At 69.9% G+C, this 12,512-nt stretch carries 10 protein-coding genes and 1 pseudogene; 2 read left to right on the top strand and 9 right to left on the bottom strand.

Going from position 1 to position 12,512, the window contains the following annotated elements; translation table 11 throughout:
• Window positions 1-1,051 (bottom strand): annotated as a pseudogene (locus tag D7X74_RS32160) (OmpA family protein); the annotation flags it as partial.
• Window positions 1,052-1,069: 18 nt separating this feature from the next.
• Window positions 1,070-1,699 (bottom strand): hypothetical protein, encoded by a 630-nt coding sequence (locus D7X74_RS32155; RefSeq protein ID WP_199741940.1) that lies wholly within the window; start codon window positions 1,697-1,699, stop codon window positions 1,070-1,072.
• Between the two features lie 182 nt (window positions 1,700-1,881).
• Here D7X74_RS32155 and katG point away from each other — a divergent pair, with 182 nt between their 5' ends.
• A complete protein-coding gene (gene katG / locus D7X74_RS32150) occupies window positions 1,882-4,074 on the top strand; it encodes a catalase/peroxidase HPI (protein WP_120536834.1) in 2,193 nt (730 codons plus the stop codon).
• A 91-nt stretch (window positions 4,075-4,165) separates the two neighbouring features.
• Here the strand turns inward: katG and D7X74_RS32145 are convergent, their stop codons facing one another.
• Window positions 4,166-5,212 (bottom strand): hypothetical protein, encoded by a 1,047-nt coding sequence (locus D7X74_RS32145; RefSeq protein WP_120536833.1) that lies wholly within the window; start codon window positions 5,210-5,212, stop codon window positions 4,166-4,168.
• A gap of 567 nt (window positions 5,213-5,779) precedes the next feature.
• Here D7X74_RS32145 and D7X74_RS32140 point away from each other — a divergent pair.
• Window positions 5,780-6,715 (top strand): LysR family transcriptional regulator, encoded by a 936-nt coding sequence (locus D7X74_RS32140; RefSeq protein WP_120536832.1) that lies wholly within the window; start codon window positions 5,780-5,782, stop codon window positions 6,713-6,715.
• Between the two features lie 82 nt (window positions 6,716-6,797).
• Here the strand turns inward: D7X74_RS32140 and D7X74_RS32135 are convergent, their stop codons facing one another.
• The 6 genes from D7X74_RS32135 to D7X74_RS32110 form a co-directional block, all read right to left on the bottom strand.
• Window positions 6,798-7,034, bottom strand: coding sequence for a 4-oxalocrotonate tautomerase family protein (locus tag D7X74_RS32135; protein ID WP_120536831.1), 237 nt, complete (start codon window positions 7,032-7,034; stop codon window positions 6,798-6,800).
• A gap of 11 nt (window positions 7,035-7,045) precedes the next feature.
• The gene (locus tag D7X74_RS32130; protein ID WP_120536830.1) at window positions 7,046-7,756 is read right to left on the bottom strand and encodes an SDR family NAD(P)-dependent oxidoreductase; all 711 of its coding nucleotides are present in this window, start codon (window positions 7,754-7,756) and stop codon (window positions 7,046-7,048) included.
• A gap of 169 nt (window positions 7,757-7,925) precedes the next feature.
• A complete protein-coding gene (locus tag D7X74_RS32125) occupies window positions 7,926-8,771 on the bottom strand; it encodes a pirin family protein (RefSeq protein ID WP_120536829.1) in 846 nt (281 codons plus the stop codon).
• Window positions 8,737-9,252, bottom strand: a complete 516-nt coding sequence (locus D7X74_RS32120) for a MarR family winged helix-turn-helix transcriptional regulator (protein WP_120536828.1) — start codon at window positions 9,250-9,252, stop codon at window positions 8,737-8,739. The genes D7X74_RS32125 and D7X74_RS32120 overlap by 35 nt, the downstream gene beginning before the upstream one ends.
• 286 nt (window positions 9,253-9,538) lie before the next feature.
• Window positions 9,539-10,726: a hypothetical protein gene (locus D7X74_RS32115; protein ID WP_120536827.1), complete on the bottom strand. Its 1,188-nt coding sequence runs from the start codon at window positions 10,724-10,726 to the stop codon at window positions 9,539-9,541.
• Window positions 10,723-12,225 carry a hypothetical protein gene (locus tag D7X74_RS32110; protein WP_233595853.1) on the bottom strand — a complete coding sequence of 501 codons (1,503 nt, stop codon included), beginning with the start codon at window positions 12,223-12,225 and terminating at the stop codon, window positions 10,723-10,725. Before D7X74_RS32110 ends, D7X74_RS32115 begins: the two co-directional genes overlap by 4 nt.
• Window positions 12,226-12,512: the final 287 nt, after the last annotated feature.

Raw genomic sequence — 12,512 nt, 5'->3', positions numbered from 1 at the left:
GGAGTGGCGCCTCGATGGGCGCTTCCTCCGGAGCGCGGGGCAGGGCGGTGACCAGCTCGTAGACGATGTTCTCCGGCGGAGGTCGCGGGGCCGGTCCGTTGAAGAAGGCCAGGCCCGCGAGCACCCGGAAGGTCGGCGTGCCCGGCGCGTCGCCCAGGCCCACTCCGCCCAGCGCGAACCCCTCCAGCCACCGCGCGAACGCATAGCGCAGGCCGCCTTGCACCTCGCCCCGCGTGCGCTGCTGCTCCCAGGCGTATGCGCCGCGAGCGGAGACCTCCCCGCGCAGCGCCCGCCCCACCGTCAGCCCCGCGCCGACTTGGAGCTCACTGCCCACGCTGTCGCGCGCATCCGCGCTCGAAGCTGGCGAGACGGAAGGGCGCAGGAGCACCCCCGCCTCCAGCGCGGGGGACACCGGGCCCAGCTGTTTGCCCAGGAGCAGCCGTCCCCAGCCGCTGAAGCCGCTGTCCCGCACCAGCGCGCCCGAAGCACCCACGGGCAGCTGGACGCCCAGGTCCAGCGCCAGGTGGAGCGCCTCTGGTGAGAGCCTGCCCAGCAATCCCAGCCGGACGTCGAACCGGGGCGCGCCCAGTCCGCTGCGTGAGGGCGAGGCGATTGCCTGAGAGGTGGTCAGGTCGTCGCCCCGCTGCCTCACGACGACGGGGAGCTGCCCCTGCAACTCGAGCCATGGCAGCACGCCGACCGCCAGCGCCAGCAGCCCGGTGGTCCGGTACCGGAGGAGGGAAGCGTCCTGTCCGTCGACGTGGACGACCCGAGGTGCCCGCTGGTAGTGCCCCAGCAGGGACACGCGCAGCGACCCCGGGGCCAGCAGCTCGCCGTTCCCGAGCGTCAGCGCCCCCAGGCCCGGGTTCACCTCCAGGCGCTCCAGCGAGAAGGAGGTGAGGGGCGCGGCCTCCTGGGCACGGCCGGGGGCCGCGAGGAGCAGCAGCCCCAGCGCGGCCCTTCCATATCGATGCGAGGCCCGTCCCATGGCCGCATCATCCGTCAGGTGTCCCCGCCGAGCGATGGGCGGATCGACATGTTCCGCCACCATCCCCCCCGCACCCTGCGACTACCGCACGACGTCCAGGAGGCCCACGCCGCGCTCCGCCCACGCGGTTCCCGGCGCGGTGCGCAGGTCATCCACCGGCGGGGACAGTGGCTCCCAGATGGCGGCATTCTGCGCGGGCGGCCTGTTGATGTTCAGGACGCGCGCCCGGTACAACTGCCCATCGTGCATCACCAGCGCCCCCGCCGCGTACATCACCTCGGGTGAGCCGGGCGCCAGGGTGGCGCGGTCCGCCCACAGCTCCAACTGCCGCGAGGTCGACCCTGCTGGAAGCCCCGGGTCGACGAACGTCAACGCGGACACGGCGCCATTCACATTGCCAGTGGCCGTCACCGGACCCACCGTCCCGCTGCCTCCCGTCAGGCCCGCGATGAGCTTGCGCCCCCCCTCCCATTGGTTGTCCTTGAACGTCAGGGGAGAGGTGAGGGTGCCCGCCTTGCCAAAGACGACGCCCGGGTCCGTGGCGTCCGGGTAGGCGTTGGCATGGCCGAAGTCGAGCCCTCGGAACGCGTTGCGCTCCCAGAGGAACGTCGCCCCCGCCCCGGACGTGCCGCCCAGATAGACGCCCAGCGAGAGCGTGTCCGCGAAGTGGTTGTCCGTGAACTCGACAGACGCAGAGACCGAGAGGGGCAAGACTCCGGACCCTGGTGGAGACTCCTTCTGGCAATGGGGGTTCGATAGCAAACGACTCTCGGGCGCATCCGAACAATCGGTTTCCGGTGACCGCGACGCGGGGCTACGTTTTTGGCACACAAGGCGTCCGCTGCGTGCAAACGGGCGACCCGTGCACGGCGCAACACGCTGAGGAGACCCGCATGAACTCCGAATCGAAGTGCCCCGTCGCGCACGGCCCCCGCCACGTCCGCACGAACACGCAGTGGTGGCCCGACCAGCTCAACCTCGCGATGCTGCACCAGCATGGCTCGCTGTCGGACCCGATGGTCGAGGACTTCAACTACGCGGCGGAGTTCCGGACGCTCCCGCTCGACGCGGTGATCCAGGACCTGCACGCGCTGATGACCGACTCGCAGGACTGGTGGCCGGCCGACTACGGCCACTATGGGCCGTTCTTCATCCGCATGGCGTGGCACGCGGCGGGCACCTACCGCATCTTCGACGGCCGCGGCGGCGCGCGCTCGGGCGAGCAGCGCTTCGCGCCGCTCAACAGCTGGCCCGACAACGGCAACCTCGACAAGGCGCGCCGCCTGCTGTGGCCCATCAAGCGGAAGTACGGCCGCAAGCTGTCGTGGGCCGACCTCATGATCCTCGCGGGCAACGTGTCGCTGGAGTCCATGGGCTTCAAGACGTTCGGCTTTGGCGGCGGCCGTGAGGACGTGTGGGAGCCGCAGTCCATCAACTGGGGCCCGGAGTCCACCTGGCTGGGCGACGAACGCTACAGCGGGGAGCGCGAGCTCGCGCATCCGCTGGCTGCCGTGCAGATGGGCCTGATCTACGTCAATCCAGAAGGCCCGAACGGCCGCCCTGATCCGGCCGCCTCCGCGCGCGACATCCGCGACACGTTCGCGCGCATGGCGATGAACGACGAGGAGACCGTCGCGCTCGTCGCCGGTGGCCACACCTTCGGCAAGTGCCACGGCGCTGGCCCGACGCACCACCTGGGCGCCGAACCGGAGGGCGCGAACATCGAGGAGCTCGGACTGGGCTGGAAGAACGCCTACGAGAGCGGCATTGGAGCGCATGCCACCACCAGCGGCCTGGAGGGCGCGTGGACGCCCACGCCGACGAAGTGGGACATGAGCTACTTCGAGACGCTGTTCGGCTACGACTGGGAGCTGACCAAGAGCCCGGCCGGCGCGCAGCAGTGGAAGCCCGTCGGCGCCAGCGGCGCCGGCACCGTGCCCGACGCGCACGTGCCCGGCAAACGCCACGCGCCGATGATGACCACCGCCGACCTCGCGCTGCGCTTCGATCCGGCCTACGAGCGGATCTCGCGCGACTTCATGGCCAACCCGGCCAGGTTCGCCGACGCCTTCGCGCGCGCCTGGTTCAAGCTGACCCATCGCGACATGGGCCCCAAGGTGCGCTACCTGGGCCCGCTGGTGCCTGCGGAGGACCTGCTCTGGCAGGACCCGATCCCGGCCGTCAACCATGCGCTGGTCAACGACGCGGACATCGCCGCGCTCAAGGCCGAGCTGCTCGCCTCCGGACTCTCGATCCAGCAACTGGTCAAGACGGCCTGGGCCTCGGCGTCGACGTTCCGAGGTAGCGACATGCGCGGCGGCGCGAATGGTGCGCGCATCCGTCTTTCGCCGCAGAAGGACTGGGAGGCCAACGAGCCCGCCGAGCTCGCGAAGGTGCTCGCCACGCTCGAAGCGATCCAGAAGCGGTTCAACGCCGCGCAGGGTGACGGCAAGCGGGTGTCGCTGGCCGACCTCATCGTGCTGGGCGGCGTCGCGGCCGTCGAAGCCGCCGCGGGCAAGGCCGGTCACAAGGTCGCCGTGCCCTTCACCCCGGGCCGCATGGATGCGTCACCCGACCAGACGGACATCGACTCCTTCCTCGTCCTTGAGCCGGCGGCCGACGGCTTCCGCAACTACGTCCGCGCTGGCGCCGAACCGACGACCACCGCCGCGCTCATTGACCGCGCCAGCCTGCTCACCCTCACCGCGCCGGAGATGACGGCGCTCGTGGGCGGCCTGCGCGCGCTGGACGCCAATGTGGGCCACACGCCGCACGGCGTGTTCACCCAACGCCCGGGCACGCTGAGCCCCGACTTCTTCGTCAACCTGCTCGACATGCGCACCGCGTGGAAACGTTCGGAGACGACGCCGAACGTGTTCGAGGGTCGCGACCGCGCCACGGGCGAGCTGCGCTGGACGGCGACGATCGCCGACCTCGTCTTCGGCTCGAACGCGCAGCTGCGCGCACTGGCGGAGGTCTACGCGGCCGGGGACGGCGAAGCGCATTTCGTGCAGGACTTCATCGCCGCATGGACCAAGGTGATGAACCTCGACCGCTTCGACCTGCCGGGAAAGAAGACGATCTGAGCGCTCTTCAAAAGACGTGAGCGCGAAGCGCCGGTAGCGGACCTGCCGGCGCTTCGCATTTCGGGGCCGCGTTGCTTTGGACCGCGCTGGCTCAGAACAGGTTGGCGATGTCCTTCACCGGTTGCGGAGCGGCCTCGGTGCTCCCCAGCGCGCCCATGGCGGCTCCGAAGAGCATGGAGGCCGGGTTGGCGCGGCCCTTCGTGATGGACCCGATGACTCCCTCCGCGGCTCCCTTCAAGGTGTTGAAGTAACCGGTCGCGGCGCCTTCGAGGACTCCCTTGAAGCCCCCCTCCGAGTTGCCCACCCCCGTCAGGACGTTGCTGACCCCCGGCAGGAACCACAGGGCCTTGCCCGCCTCGCCGGCGGCCCACTGGAAGTTGTCCTTGTTGCTCCCGTCCGCCTTGACGTGGGTGTCCTTCGTGGTCGGCAGCTGGTGTTCACCCAGGAAGGAGTACCCCTTCTCGGCGAAGTCCTTGACCATGCCGGCCTCGGTGCCGTGCCGCGCATCGCCACTCTTGGTGATGCCCTCGATGTTGCCGTCTCCCTGGCCCTCCTTGACCTTGTTCGAACGATCCCCGCCCGTGGAGGCCTTGGCGCTGTCGATGAACTCCAGCACCTTGGCCAGCCGGTAGACGGCGTCGGGGTTCTGCTTCGAGTCCTTCAGGTCGAGCTTGGGGTCGATGCCCGTCTGCTTGCACAACTGCTCGAACTTGATGTCCTTCTGGCGGCCCAGGCTCTTCAGCACGGGGGTGTCATTCACAATCTGCGCCGCCGACCGCTTGTCCCCGGCCGGCCGCTTGTCATTGGCGCTGGGGATGCCAGAACCGGAGGCTTCCGGAGCCGGGGCAAGATCCTCGAGCTGCGTGGGGGCCCCCCGGGGGGCGAAGGTGATCGCGTCTGGCGAATTTCCCAGCATGGGCGCGGCGGTGGGCTGCCTCCTGTTGATGACACCGGACTCGAACGCGTCCACCGGGCTGAAGCCCCGCGCGGGAATGCTCCGGGTGCCCTGGAGACCTTGAGTCCCCAGGTCCTGAACGGGCCCCGCCGAGAGCAGTTGCCTCGGGTTGACGGAAGAGAGCTGCGAAGCGCCCGGGCGCATCATGGAATGGGAGCGGGCCGTGGCCTTGACGTCGATCATGGGTATCACCGGGTTCTTGGCAGCGACGGAGGACCGTCGCGGCGAGTCTGTCCAGCCTGTGCGCTGCCTCATTGCAGCGCGCATGCCACCCAGGAGGGGCCTCGCAACCCGTGGATTTCCCAGGGCAGGGGTGGCTCCAGGGAACTCGCGTCAGGCGCCCGGCCGGTGACTGCAGTCACCAGGAGGATGGCGCCAGTCACCACCGAAGGACTGGCCCTGCCGGATCAGGACAGGGCCTTCTTCATTGCTCCAGGAGAGAGACCCGAGCCCTCAACCCCGCGAACTGCCGCGTGCTCTGCCATTGAGCCATCCTGGAAGGTGTTGCGTGATGGCGTTGCCGGGAGCGGGATTCGAACCCGCGGACAAGGCGATGGGAAAGCCCCCGTCTTGTCCCGTTCTCATCCCCGCTTGAGGGGCACACGGGGGGCACATGCGGCCCTGGCCGGCTCACCCGCACGGACACGTGTCCTTGCGTGGAGGGCCCGGGCGACCTGCGGTACATCGTCACCCGGCTCGCTGCAGGGGCCCCCGCGGATGAGGGGCATCCTGCGCCGCGGAAGAGGGGACATGGATCGCATCGAGGCGATGAAGGTGTTTGTCGCGGCGCTCGACGAGGGCAGCCTGGCGGGCGCAGGCCGCCTGCTCGCGCGCTCGCCGGCTGCCGTGAGCCGTGCAATCGCGTTGCTGGAGCAACGCATCGGCGCTGAGCTGCTGCACCGCACCACCCGCACGCTCAAGCTCAGCGAGGCAGGTGAGCGCTATGCGTCCGCGTGCCGCCGCATCCTGGCGGACCTCGAGGAGGCCGAGCTGAGCGCCGCGGGCGAGCGCGTCGCTCCGCGGGGGACGCTCACGATCAGCGCGCCACCCATCAGCGGCGAGGAGATCCTGCGGCCCATCCTCGACGCCTACCTGGACGCCTACCCCGAGGTCTCGGTGAACATCGTCCTGCTCGACCGGTACGCCAGCCTCGTCGAGGAAGGCATCGATGTCGCGCTGCGCGTCGCCGAGCTGCCCGACTCCTCCCTCGTCGCCGTCCGTGTCGGGGGCGACGTGAAGCGGGTCGTCGTGGCATCGCCGCGCTACCTCGCCGGGCATCCGCCCATCCTCGAGCCGGCGGACCTGGGCAAGCACCGAATCATCACCACGACGCACTTCGGGCACGATGCGTGGGTGTTTCCGCCAGCCGCCGGGAGCGCCATCTCCCGCTCCGTGCACTTCAAGCCGCGGCTCGTGGTCAACAGCGTGCGGGCCGCACTCGCGTCCGCGGTGGACGGCCACGGCGTGACCCGGCTCTACACGTACCATGTGGCGGAGCGCGTCCAGGATGGCTCGCTGAAGGTCCTCCTGCGCAACGCCGAGCCGTCAGCCCTCCCCGTGCACCTCCTCACTCCGCAGGGCCGCATCTCGGTGCCCAAGGTCCGCGCCTTCATGGACTTCGCGGTGCCACGCCTGCGCGCCGAGTTCTCGAGGCTCTCCGTGCAGGCCCAGGCCTTCCAGGGCTGACGGGAACGGCACCCCGGGCAGGGCCCCCCTCGGGTGCACAGTGGACGGAGACCGCCGGGGCTTTGGCGGTCTCCGTGCGGATTCACGACTTGCCCGCGGCGCGCCGCTTGCGGAACTCGAGCGCCGGCAAGCCGCCCCAGCCCCAGTCCTCCGGCTCGACCTCCTGGATGACGACGTAGGTCGAGTCGAGGGGCTTGTTCAGCACGTCGAGCAGGAGCTGGCTGGTGCCTGCAATCAGGCGGGCCTTCTCCTCGGGCGTGACGGAGTCCCGGCCGGGGCCGGAGCCCTCACGGGTGACCTGGATGGTGACGATGGGCATGGCAGGCTCCCTTAGCGACCGGCGTTCTGGCCGCCGTCGACGTAGAGAATCTCGCCCGTCGCGTAGCTGGCACCCTCGAGATAAAGAACCGCATCCGTGACGTCGCTGACCTCGCCCATGCGCTTCGCGGGGTTCAAGGTGGCGAGGAACGCGTGGGACTCCGGCGCGTGGATGGGGGTCTTGATGAAGCCCGGGGCGACGGCGTTGACGCGGATACCCCTCCCGGCGAACTCGACCGCGAGCTCGCGGGTCACGGAGCTGATGCCGCCCTTGGTGAGGTTCGCGAGCCCCGTCGGAACGCCCGCGATGGCCTGGTTCACGAAGGGCGTGGTGATGCTGACGATGTGGCCGGAGCCCTGCTTCACCATCTGCACGAGGGCGCGCTGCGTGAGGTGGAAGAAGCCACCGAGGTTGGTCTTGATCATCGCGGTGAAGTCGTCGGCCGTGTAGTCCGTGAACGGCCTGGCGATGAAGATGCCGGCGTTGTTGACCAGCGTGTCGATGCGCCCGAAGCGCGCAATGGCCTCCTCGACCACGCGCTCGGCGGTAGACGCATCGCCGATGTCGCCCGCGACGGCGAGCACTTCCGGGTCGCTGCCCTGCTTGATGGAGCGGGAGGTCGCGACGACGCGGTAGCCGCGGCCCCGGTAAGCCTCGACGAGCCCGGCCCCGATGCCCTGCGACGCTCCCGTGATGATGGCGACCTTCTGGTGGGAGTTCATGATCTTTCCTCGTTGCTACGGCGAGCCGAAGTGCCGCCGTCGGCCCTGGTATGGGCGTCGAGGAGAGACTTAAGAGGCGGCGTCTGCTGACTGAATACCCACCGCCCGGCAGAGACTCTTCCGCCGCGTGGATGAATCCCCGTGCGCGGGGCTCTCGCGGCCTCTGGGGTCAGCGCCTCAGCGTTCCGTTCGCCCGGAGCTGATGGCCGATGCGGCGAATCTCCGCCTCCCCTTGGAGCAGGGCGCCGGCGCTGGTGTGCACCGAGTAGTTCCCGAGGACGAGGTCGTGCGGATGCTTCGCCGCGGAGCCGAGCACGAAGACCGTGGCGCCCTCGGCGACGAAGTCGATGGACCTCTCCGAGGGCTCGAAGATCGCGATCTCGCCGCTCGGGATGGGCGAGGGTGCACGCAGCACGCCTTCGTGCACGGCAACCCAGGCCACCGTGTGTCCCTGGGGAGGGTGGTAGGTCCAACGCTCGCCTGCCTTCAGGCTGACCAACAGGTAGTTCATCGGGGGCGCCGCGATGGGGCTCCGCAGTCCGCCATACGCTCCAAGAATGACGCGGGCCGGACCCTCGGTGGGCACGTCCTTCGGCATCACGTAGTGACTGGCGTTGGCTGCGTTCTCGAGCTCTGGCGGCAGGGCGACCCAGAGCTGGAATCCCCTGACGCGCCCCAGCTCGGGAGCGCCGGTGTGCCAGACTCCGCCGCCCGCGCGCATCCACTCGACGCTTCCGGCCGGCAGGATGCCTTCCTTCCCGGTGGTCTCGGCGTAGCGGACGCTGCCTTCGAGCATCACCGTCACCGTGGCGATGCCCGAGTGCGGGTGCCACCCGAAGTCCATGGGCGTGGGCGCATACCGGCCGTCGAAGCCGAAGAGATCGAGGAAGACGAAGGGCTTGATGAGCTCGCCGAGGTCACCGGGGCTCATCAGCCGGGTGATGGGGCCGTGGGGGTGCCCGCTCGTGCGGGAGAGGATCTCACGGACGGGGTGCTGAAGCGGACGTGCCAACATGTTCTTCCTCCGAATGCCGAGGTGCTGAGTTTCCGGCGGAGATGCCGAGCTTCTTGAGCAACTGGATGAGCGTCGCGCGCTCGGTCTTCGAGAGCCCGCTCGCGGCCAGGTCCATCGCGGCCTTGTGAGCGGAGAAGACCTCGGCCGCCTGCGCTTCGCCCGCTGCCGTCAGCCGGACGATGCGCGCCCGCCTGTCGCTCGGGTGGGCCTCGCGCGCGACCAGACCGCGAGACGCCAGCCGGTCCACGGCCGTGGTGATCGCCCCGCTGGTGAGTCCGACCCGCCGGCCGATCTCGTTGACGGGCTGGGCTCCCTTGTGGAGGAGCATCTCCAGGACCGCGAAGTCGGAGAGCCCCACCTCGGATGATTCGATGCTGTGGATGGCCAGGCGCTCGAGCGTCCGATGCGCCTTCATCATCACGAGCCACAGGTGCGTGCCCGAGACGTCAGCAGCTCCCTTCTTCGGCGCGGCGCTCTTCATGGCAGATGTCTTAACGTCAAGATTCTTGAGGTCAAGCAAATCGGACCGGGCGTCCCGAGGGTGGCAGGGGGGACGATGAGGTCCGCGGTGGGCAGCCCCCCGTCGTCGACGTCGCTGCGCGTGGGCGCGTGCAGCAGCCGCTCCGCGAACGTGCTTACGGCGGGCGGGAATAGGGCGCCGTCGTGTGGGCCAGCGGCACCTCCTGGCTGAGCAGCAGCGCGCCCTGGGTGTCGAGCAGCTTCACGTTATTCACCGCAGGGCCCATCCTTTGCCCAGGGCGTGGCGCTCAACGCCGCGCGAGCCGGGCCTGCGCCGCCTTGAGGACGTGCTCCTTGAGCAGATAGCCGAAGCCCGCGTTGCGCAGGCGGACGATGAGTTCGTCCCGGGTCGTCTTGAGATGCTCGGCGGTGCGCTCCAGGCTCCAGCCCCCCTGCGCGAGCTGCTTGAGCAGGTAGGCCCGGCGCGTCTGAGCCGCCGAGAGCCGGTAGGTCTTGAGGTACTCGACCGTGCCGTCGCCGCGCAGGATGGCCTCGCCCATGTGGTTCTCCTCCGAGGGCGACAGGCCCGTGATGAAGCGCTGGAGGTGGAAGGGACCGGCCTCGTAGACGGGGGCGGTGACCACCTCGGCGCCGATGACGCCCTCGGCCATGAAGCCCATGAAGTCCGCCCAGTCCGCGCGCATGCGCTCGATGGCGGCCCGCAGGTCCTTCATCGAGTTCACCCGCGCATCCTCCACGCCCAGCCCCAGCACGGGCACGTCTCCAAGGAAGCCGTACTGCACGAGCAGATCCCCGTAGAAGTCCTCGAGCAGGGCCCGGTGCAGGGAGCGGTAGTCCTCGGGGTGCGAGACGATGGCGCAGGAGAGCAGCGCGTCCGCCTGGAAGATGAGCATGCCCACCTGGCGCTCGTGCAACTCGAAGATGCGCAGCGCCTCCGCGAAGGCCGCGCTGGCCCAGCCCGAGGAGGCCCACTCGCTCCGGGGGTTGAGCCCCTGGGAGAGGGCCTCCTGGGAGTACTCGTTCCACGCCACCTGCGGCCCGCCGAAGTACAGCGCGAGGAAGCCCTCCATCGTCAGGTGCATGGGCAGCAGCCGCAGCCGGTTCTTGTCCTCGCGGTGCACCATGCGGTGCAGCACCCGCGTCGAGAAGGGCCCGTGCTTGAGGCTCTTGCCCTCCTTACCGTCGGGCTTGCGCAGCCGGGTCTCGGGCGTCACCGCCGCGCCCTTGTCGTCCCAGTCCACCACCAGGCCATGGGGGACGTAGGACGTGTAGTGGAGCCCGGGCTCCATCAACCCACCCTGGAGCGACACGACGCTCACGTCCCCGTCGTAGCTCCTGCGGGTGATGCGCAGGTCTCCGGGGATGTCATCGCGCAGCACGGGCACCAGGCGGATGCTCCCCCAGACCTGCGAGGGCGCGAGCCGCAGCCCCGTGAGCGGCAGCCGCCGCACCACGCTCTTGCCGCCTTCCCTCATGCCACCTCCTCGTCGAGCGACTCTTCCGGGAGCTCGGCCAGGGCCCTCGGGGTCTCGTTCCCTGCGGGGCCTCGGGGCGCGTGCTCGAGCATCCGCCGCACGCGCGCCGCCAGGTAGTCCTCGAGTTCCGCCAGGGGAGAGGCCCCCTCGGCGAAGCGCGCGAAGCCGAGCACCGTGGGCAGGTCCTCCGCGTCCCGCACGCCCACGGTGGGCACGTGCGTCCCGATCCCTCGGGGCGCGTAGAGCTCCGAGGCGAACACGGGGTTGGCGTGGATGATGGTCGTGCGGCGGGCGGGGTCCAGCTTCGTGCGGAACACGCGGGTGACCTCGGCCACGGCGTTGGGGGGATCGTTGTCGTAGCCATCCGACACGACGACCACCAGCTCCGGCATCCAGTCCAGCGCGTCCAGCAGCGGGGTGGCGAGGTCCGTCTGGCCCCGGGCGCGTGAGAGCAGGGGGTGCTCGGGAGGGTGCATCCAGAAGGCGCGGTATTCGCGCGCCGTGGCGGCCAGCAGGTAGTGCGCCGCGAGCGCCACGCCGAGGGGCCGGCGGCGCTTCTCGCTTGAGCCCGAGGCGGAGTAGCTGTTGTCCAGCACGGCCGCCACCCGGCCCAGGGGCACCGAGGCCCGGCGCAGGCTGTTCACCGCCGCTCGCTCGAGCGCCGTGTGCAGCTCCGTCAGCCGCTCCTGTCGCACCTCCAGCGGAAGGGAGAGCACGTAGAGCGCCAGCCGGGTGAGCGGCGTGCGCCCCAGGTCGAGGGCGATGGCCCCCTGGGCGCGCGTGGCCGAGCCCTGCAAGCGCAGCCGCTCGGCGGCGGTGAGGCGCGGCTCGATCTTCCGCAGGAAGACGTCCCGGGGGAGCTGGTGCTTCGCGGCGAGCCCCTCGGCGACGGTGTAGGGCAGCTCGAAGAGGGCGGATGCGTCGTAGTGGGCCTTGCGGAACGTCTCCAGCAGGGGGGCCTGGAACACGCGCTTGCGCCAGCCGTGGAAGAGAAAGGGGTTGAGCTCTCCGGGCAGCTTGAGGTGGCCGTGCGCCACGGCGGCGCGCAGCTTGGAGCGATACTTCACCGCGTCGAAGTGCAGGTCCGCGCGCCCCTTGAGGAACTCGCGCACGATGGCGCGGGAGCGGCGGTTGTTGATGCGCCGCTCACGCAGCACGTCCAGCACCCGGTAGGCCCGCTGGGGCGGCAGGGCCCGGAGCGCCGCCGCGATGAGCGCGCCCTCCTCGTGCCGGTCCGCGGACGGGGTCTGCTTTCCGCTCGCCAGCAGGTTGAGGATGATCTGCGCCTGGTTGAAGTGGTTGATGCCCGCGGCCAGCGTGCGCGTGTAGAGGCGGCGGTAGTTGCCGAGGATGTAGGCGTGCAGGAACTCGATGGACACCGCCTGCCCGCGCCCGTCGTTGTAGAACTCGCGCTGCCCGGTGCACGAGAAGCACGCGTTGACGAACATGACCAGGTCCTCACGGGCGACCTGCTCGGCACGTGCTCCCGCGCTGTCCATCGGAGGTTCACCCTTCCTCAAGGAGGGAGCGCCGCTCGGGGAAGGCGGACACGATCAGCTAGTCAAGCTACAAAGGCTCGGTTCGGAAATCGCATCACAGTCCCGCGAGCGGCGCCCCTCACCGTAGCATGACGCGGCAGCCGGGGACGGACTGACACGCCCATGACGTCCCGGCCATGGACTCACGGCCTCTCTCTTCGCACCTGCGTCTTCGGCCTTCATCGCTGGCTGCTCAAACCGCGCGGTGTTCCCGGCGCGCACGACAGGGATGGGGCCTTGTTGAGGGG

It is taken from the genome of Corallococcus sp. CA047B (genome assembly GCF_003612065.1).
Taxonomy (GTDB): Bacteria; Myxococcota; Myxococcia; order Myxococcales; family Myxococcaceae; genus Corallococcus; species Corallococcus praedator.
This window is presented reverse-complemented; position numbering and strand designations above follow the sequence as displayed.

Bases quoted from the DNA above. Each gene is read 5' to 3' on its own strand.
- D7X74_RS32130 (WP_120536830.1), bottom strand. From the start codon at position 7,756: ATGAACTCCCACCAGAAGGTCGCCATCATCACGGGAGCGTCGCAGGGC.
- katG (WP_120536834.1), top strand. From the start codon at position 1,882: ATGAACTCCGAATCGAAGTGCCCCGTCGCGCACGGCCCCCGCCACGTC.
- D7X74_RS32140 (WP_120536832.1), top strand. From the start codon at position 5,780: ATGGATCGCATCGAGGCGATGAAGGTGTTTGTCGCGGCGCTCGACGAG.
- D7X74_RS32120 (WP_120536828.1), bottom strand. From the start codon at position 9,252: ATGAAGAGCGCCGCGCCGAAGAAGGGAGCTGCTGACGTCTCGGGCACG.
- D7X74_RS32125 (WP_120536829.1), bottom strand. From the start codon at position 8,771: ATGTTGGCACGTCCGCTTCAGCACCCCGTCCGTGAGATCCTCTCCCGC.
- D7X74_RS32110 (WP_233595853.1), bottom strand. From the start codon at position 12,225: ATGGACAGCGCGGGAGCACGTGCCGAGCAGGTCGCCCGTGAGGACCTG.
- D7X74_RS32115 (WP_120536827.1), bottom strand. From the start codon at position 10,726: ATGAGGGAAGGCGGCAAGAGCGTGGTGCGGCGGCTGCCGCTCACGGGG.
- D7X74_RS32145 (WP_120536833.1), bottom strand. From the start codon at position 5,212: ATGATCGACGTCAAGGCCACGGCCCGCTCCCATTCCATGATGCGCCCG.
- D7X74_RS32135 (WP_120536831.1), bottom strand. From the start codon at position 7,034: ATGCCCATCGTCACCATCCAGGTCACCCGTGAGGGCTCCGGCCCCGGC.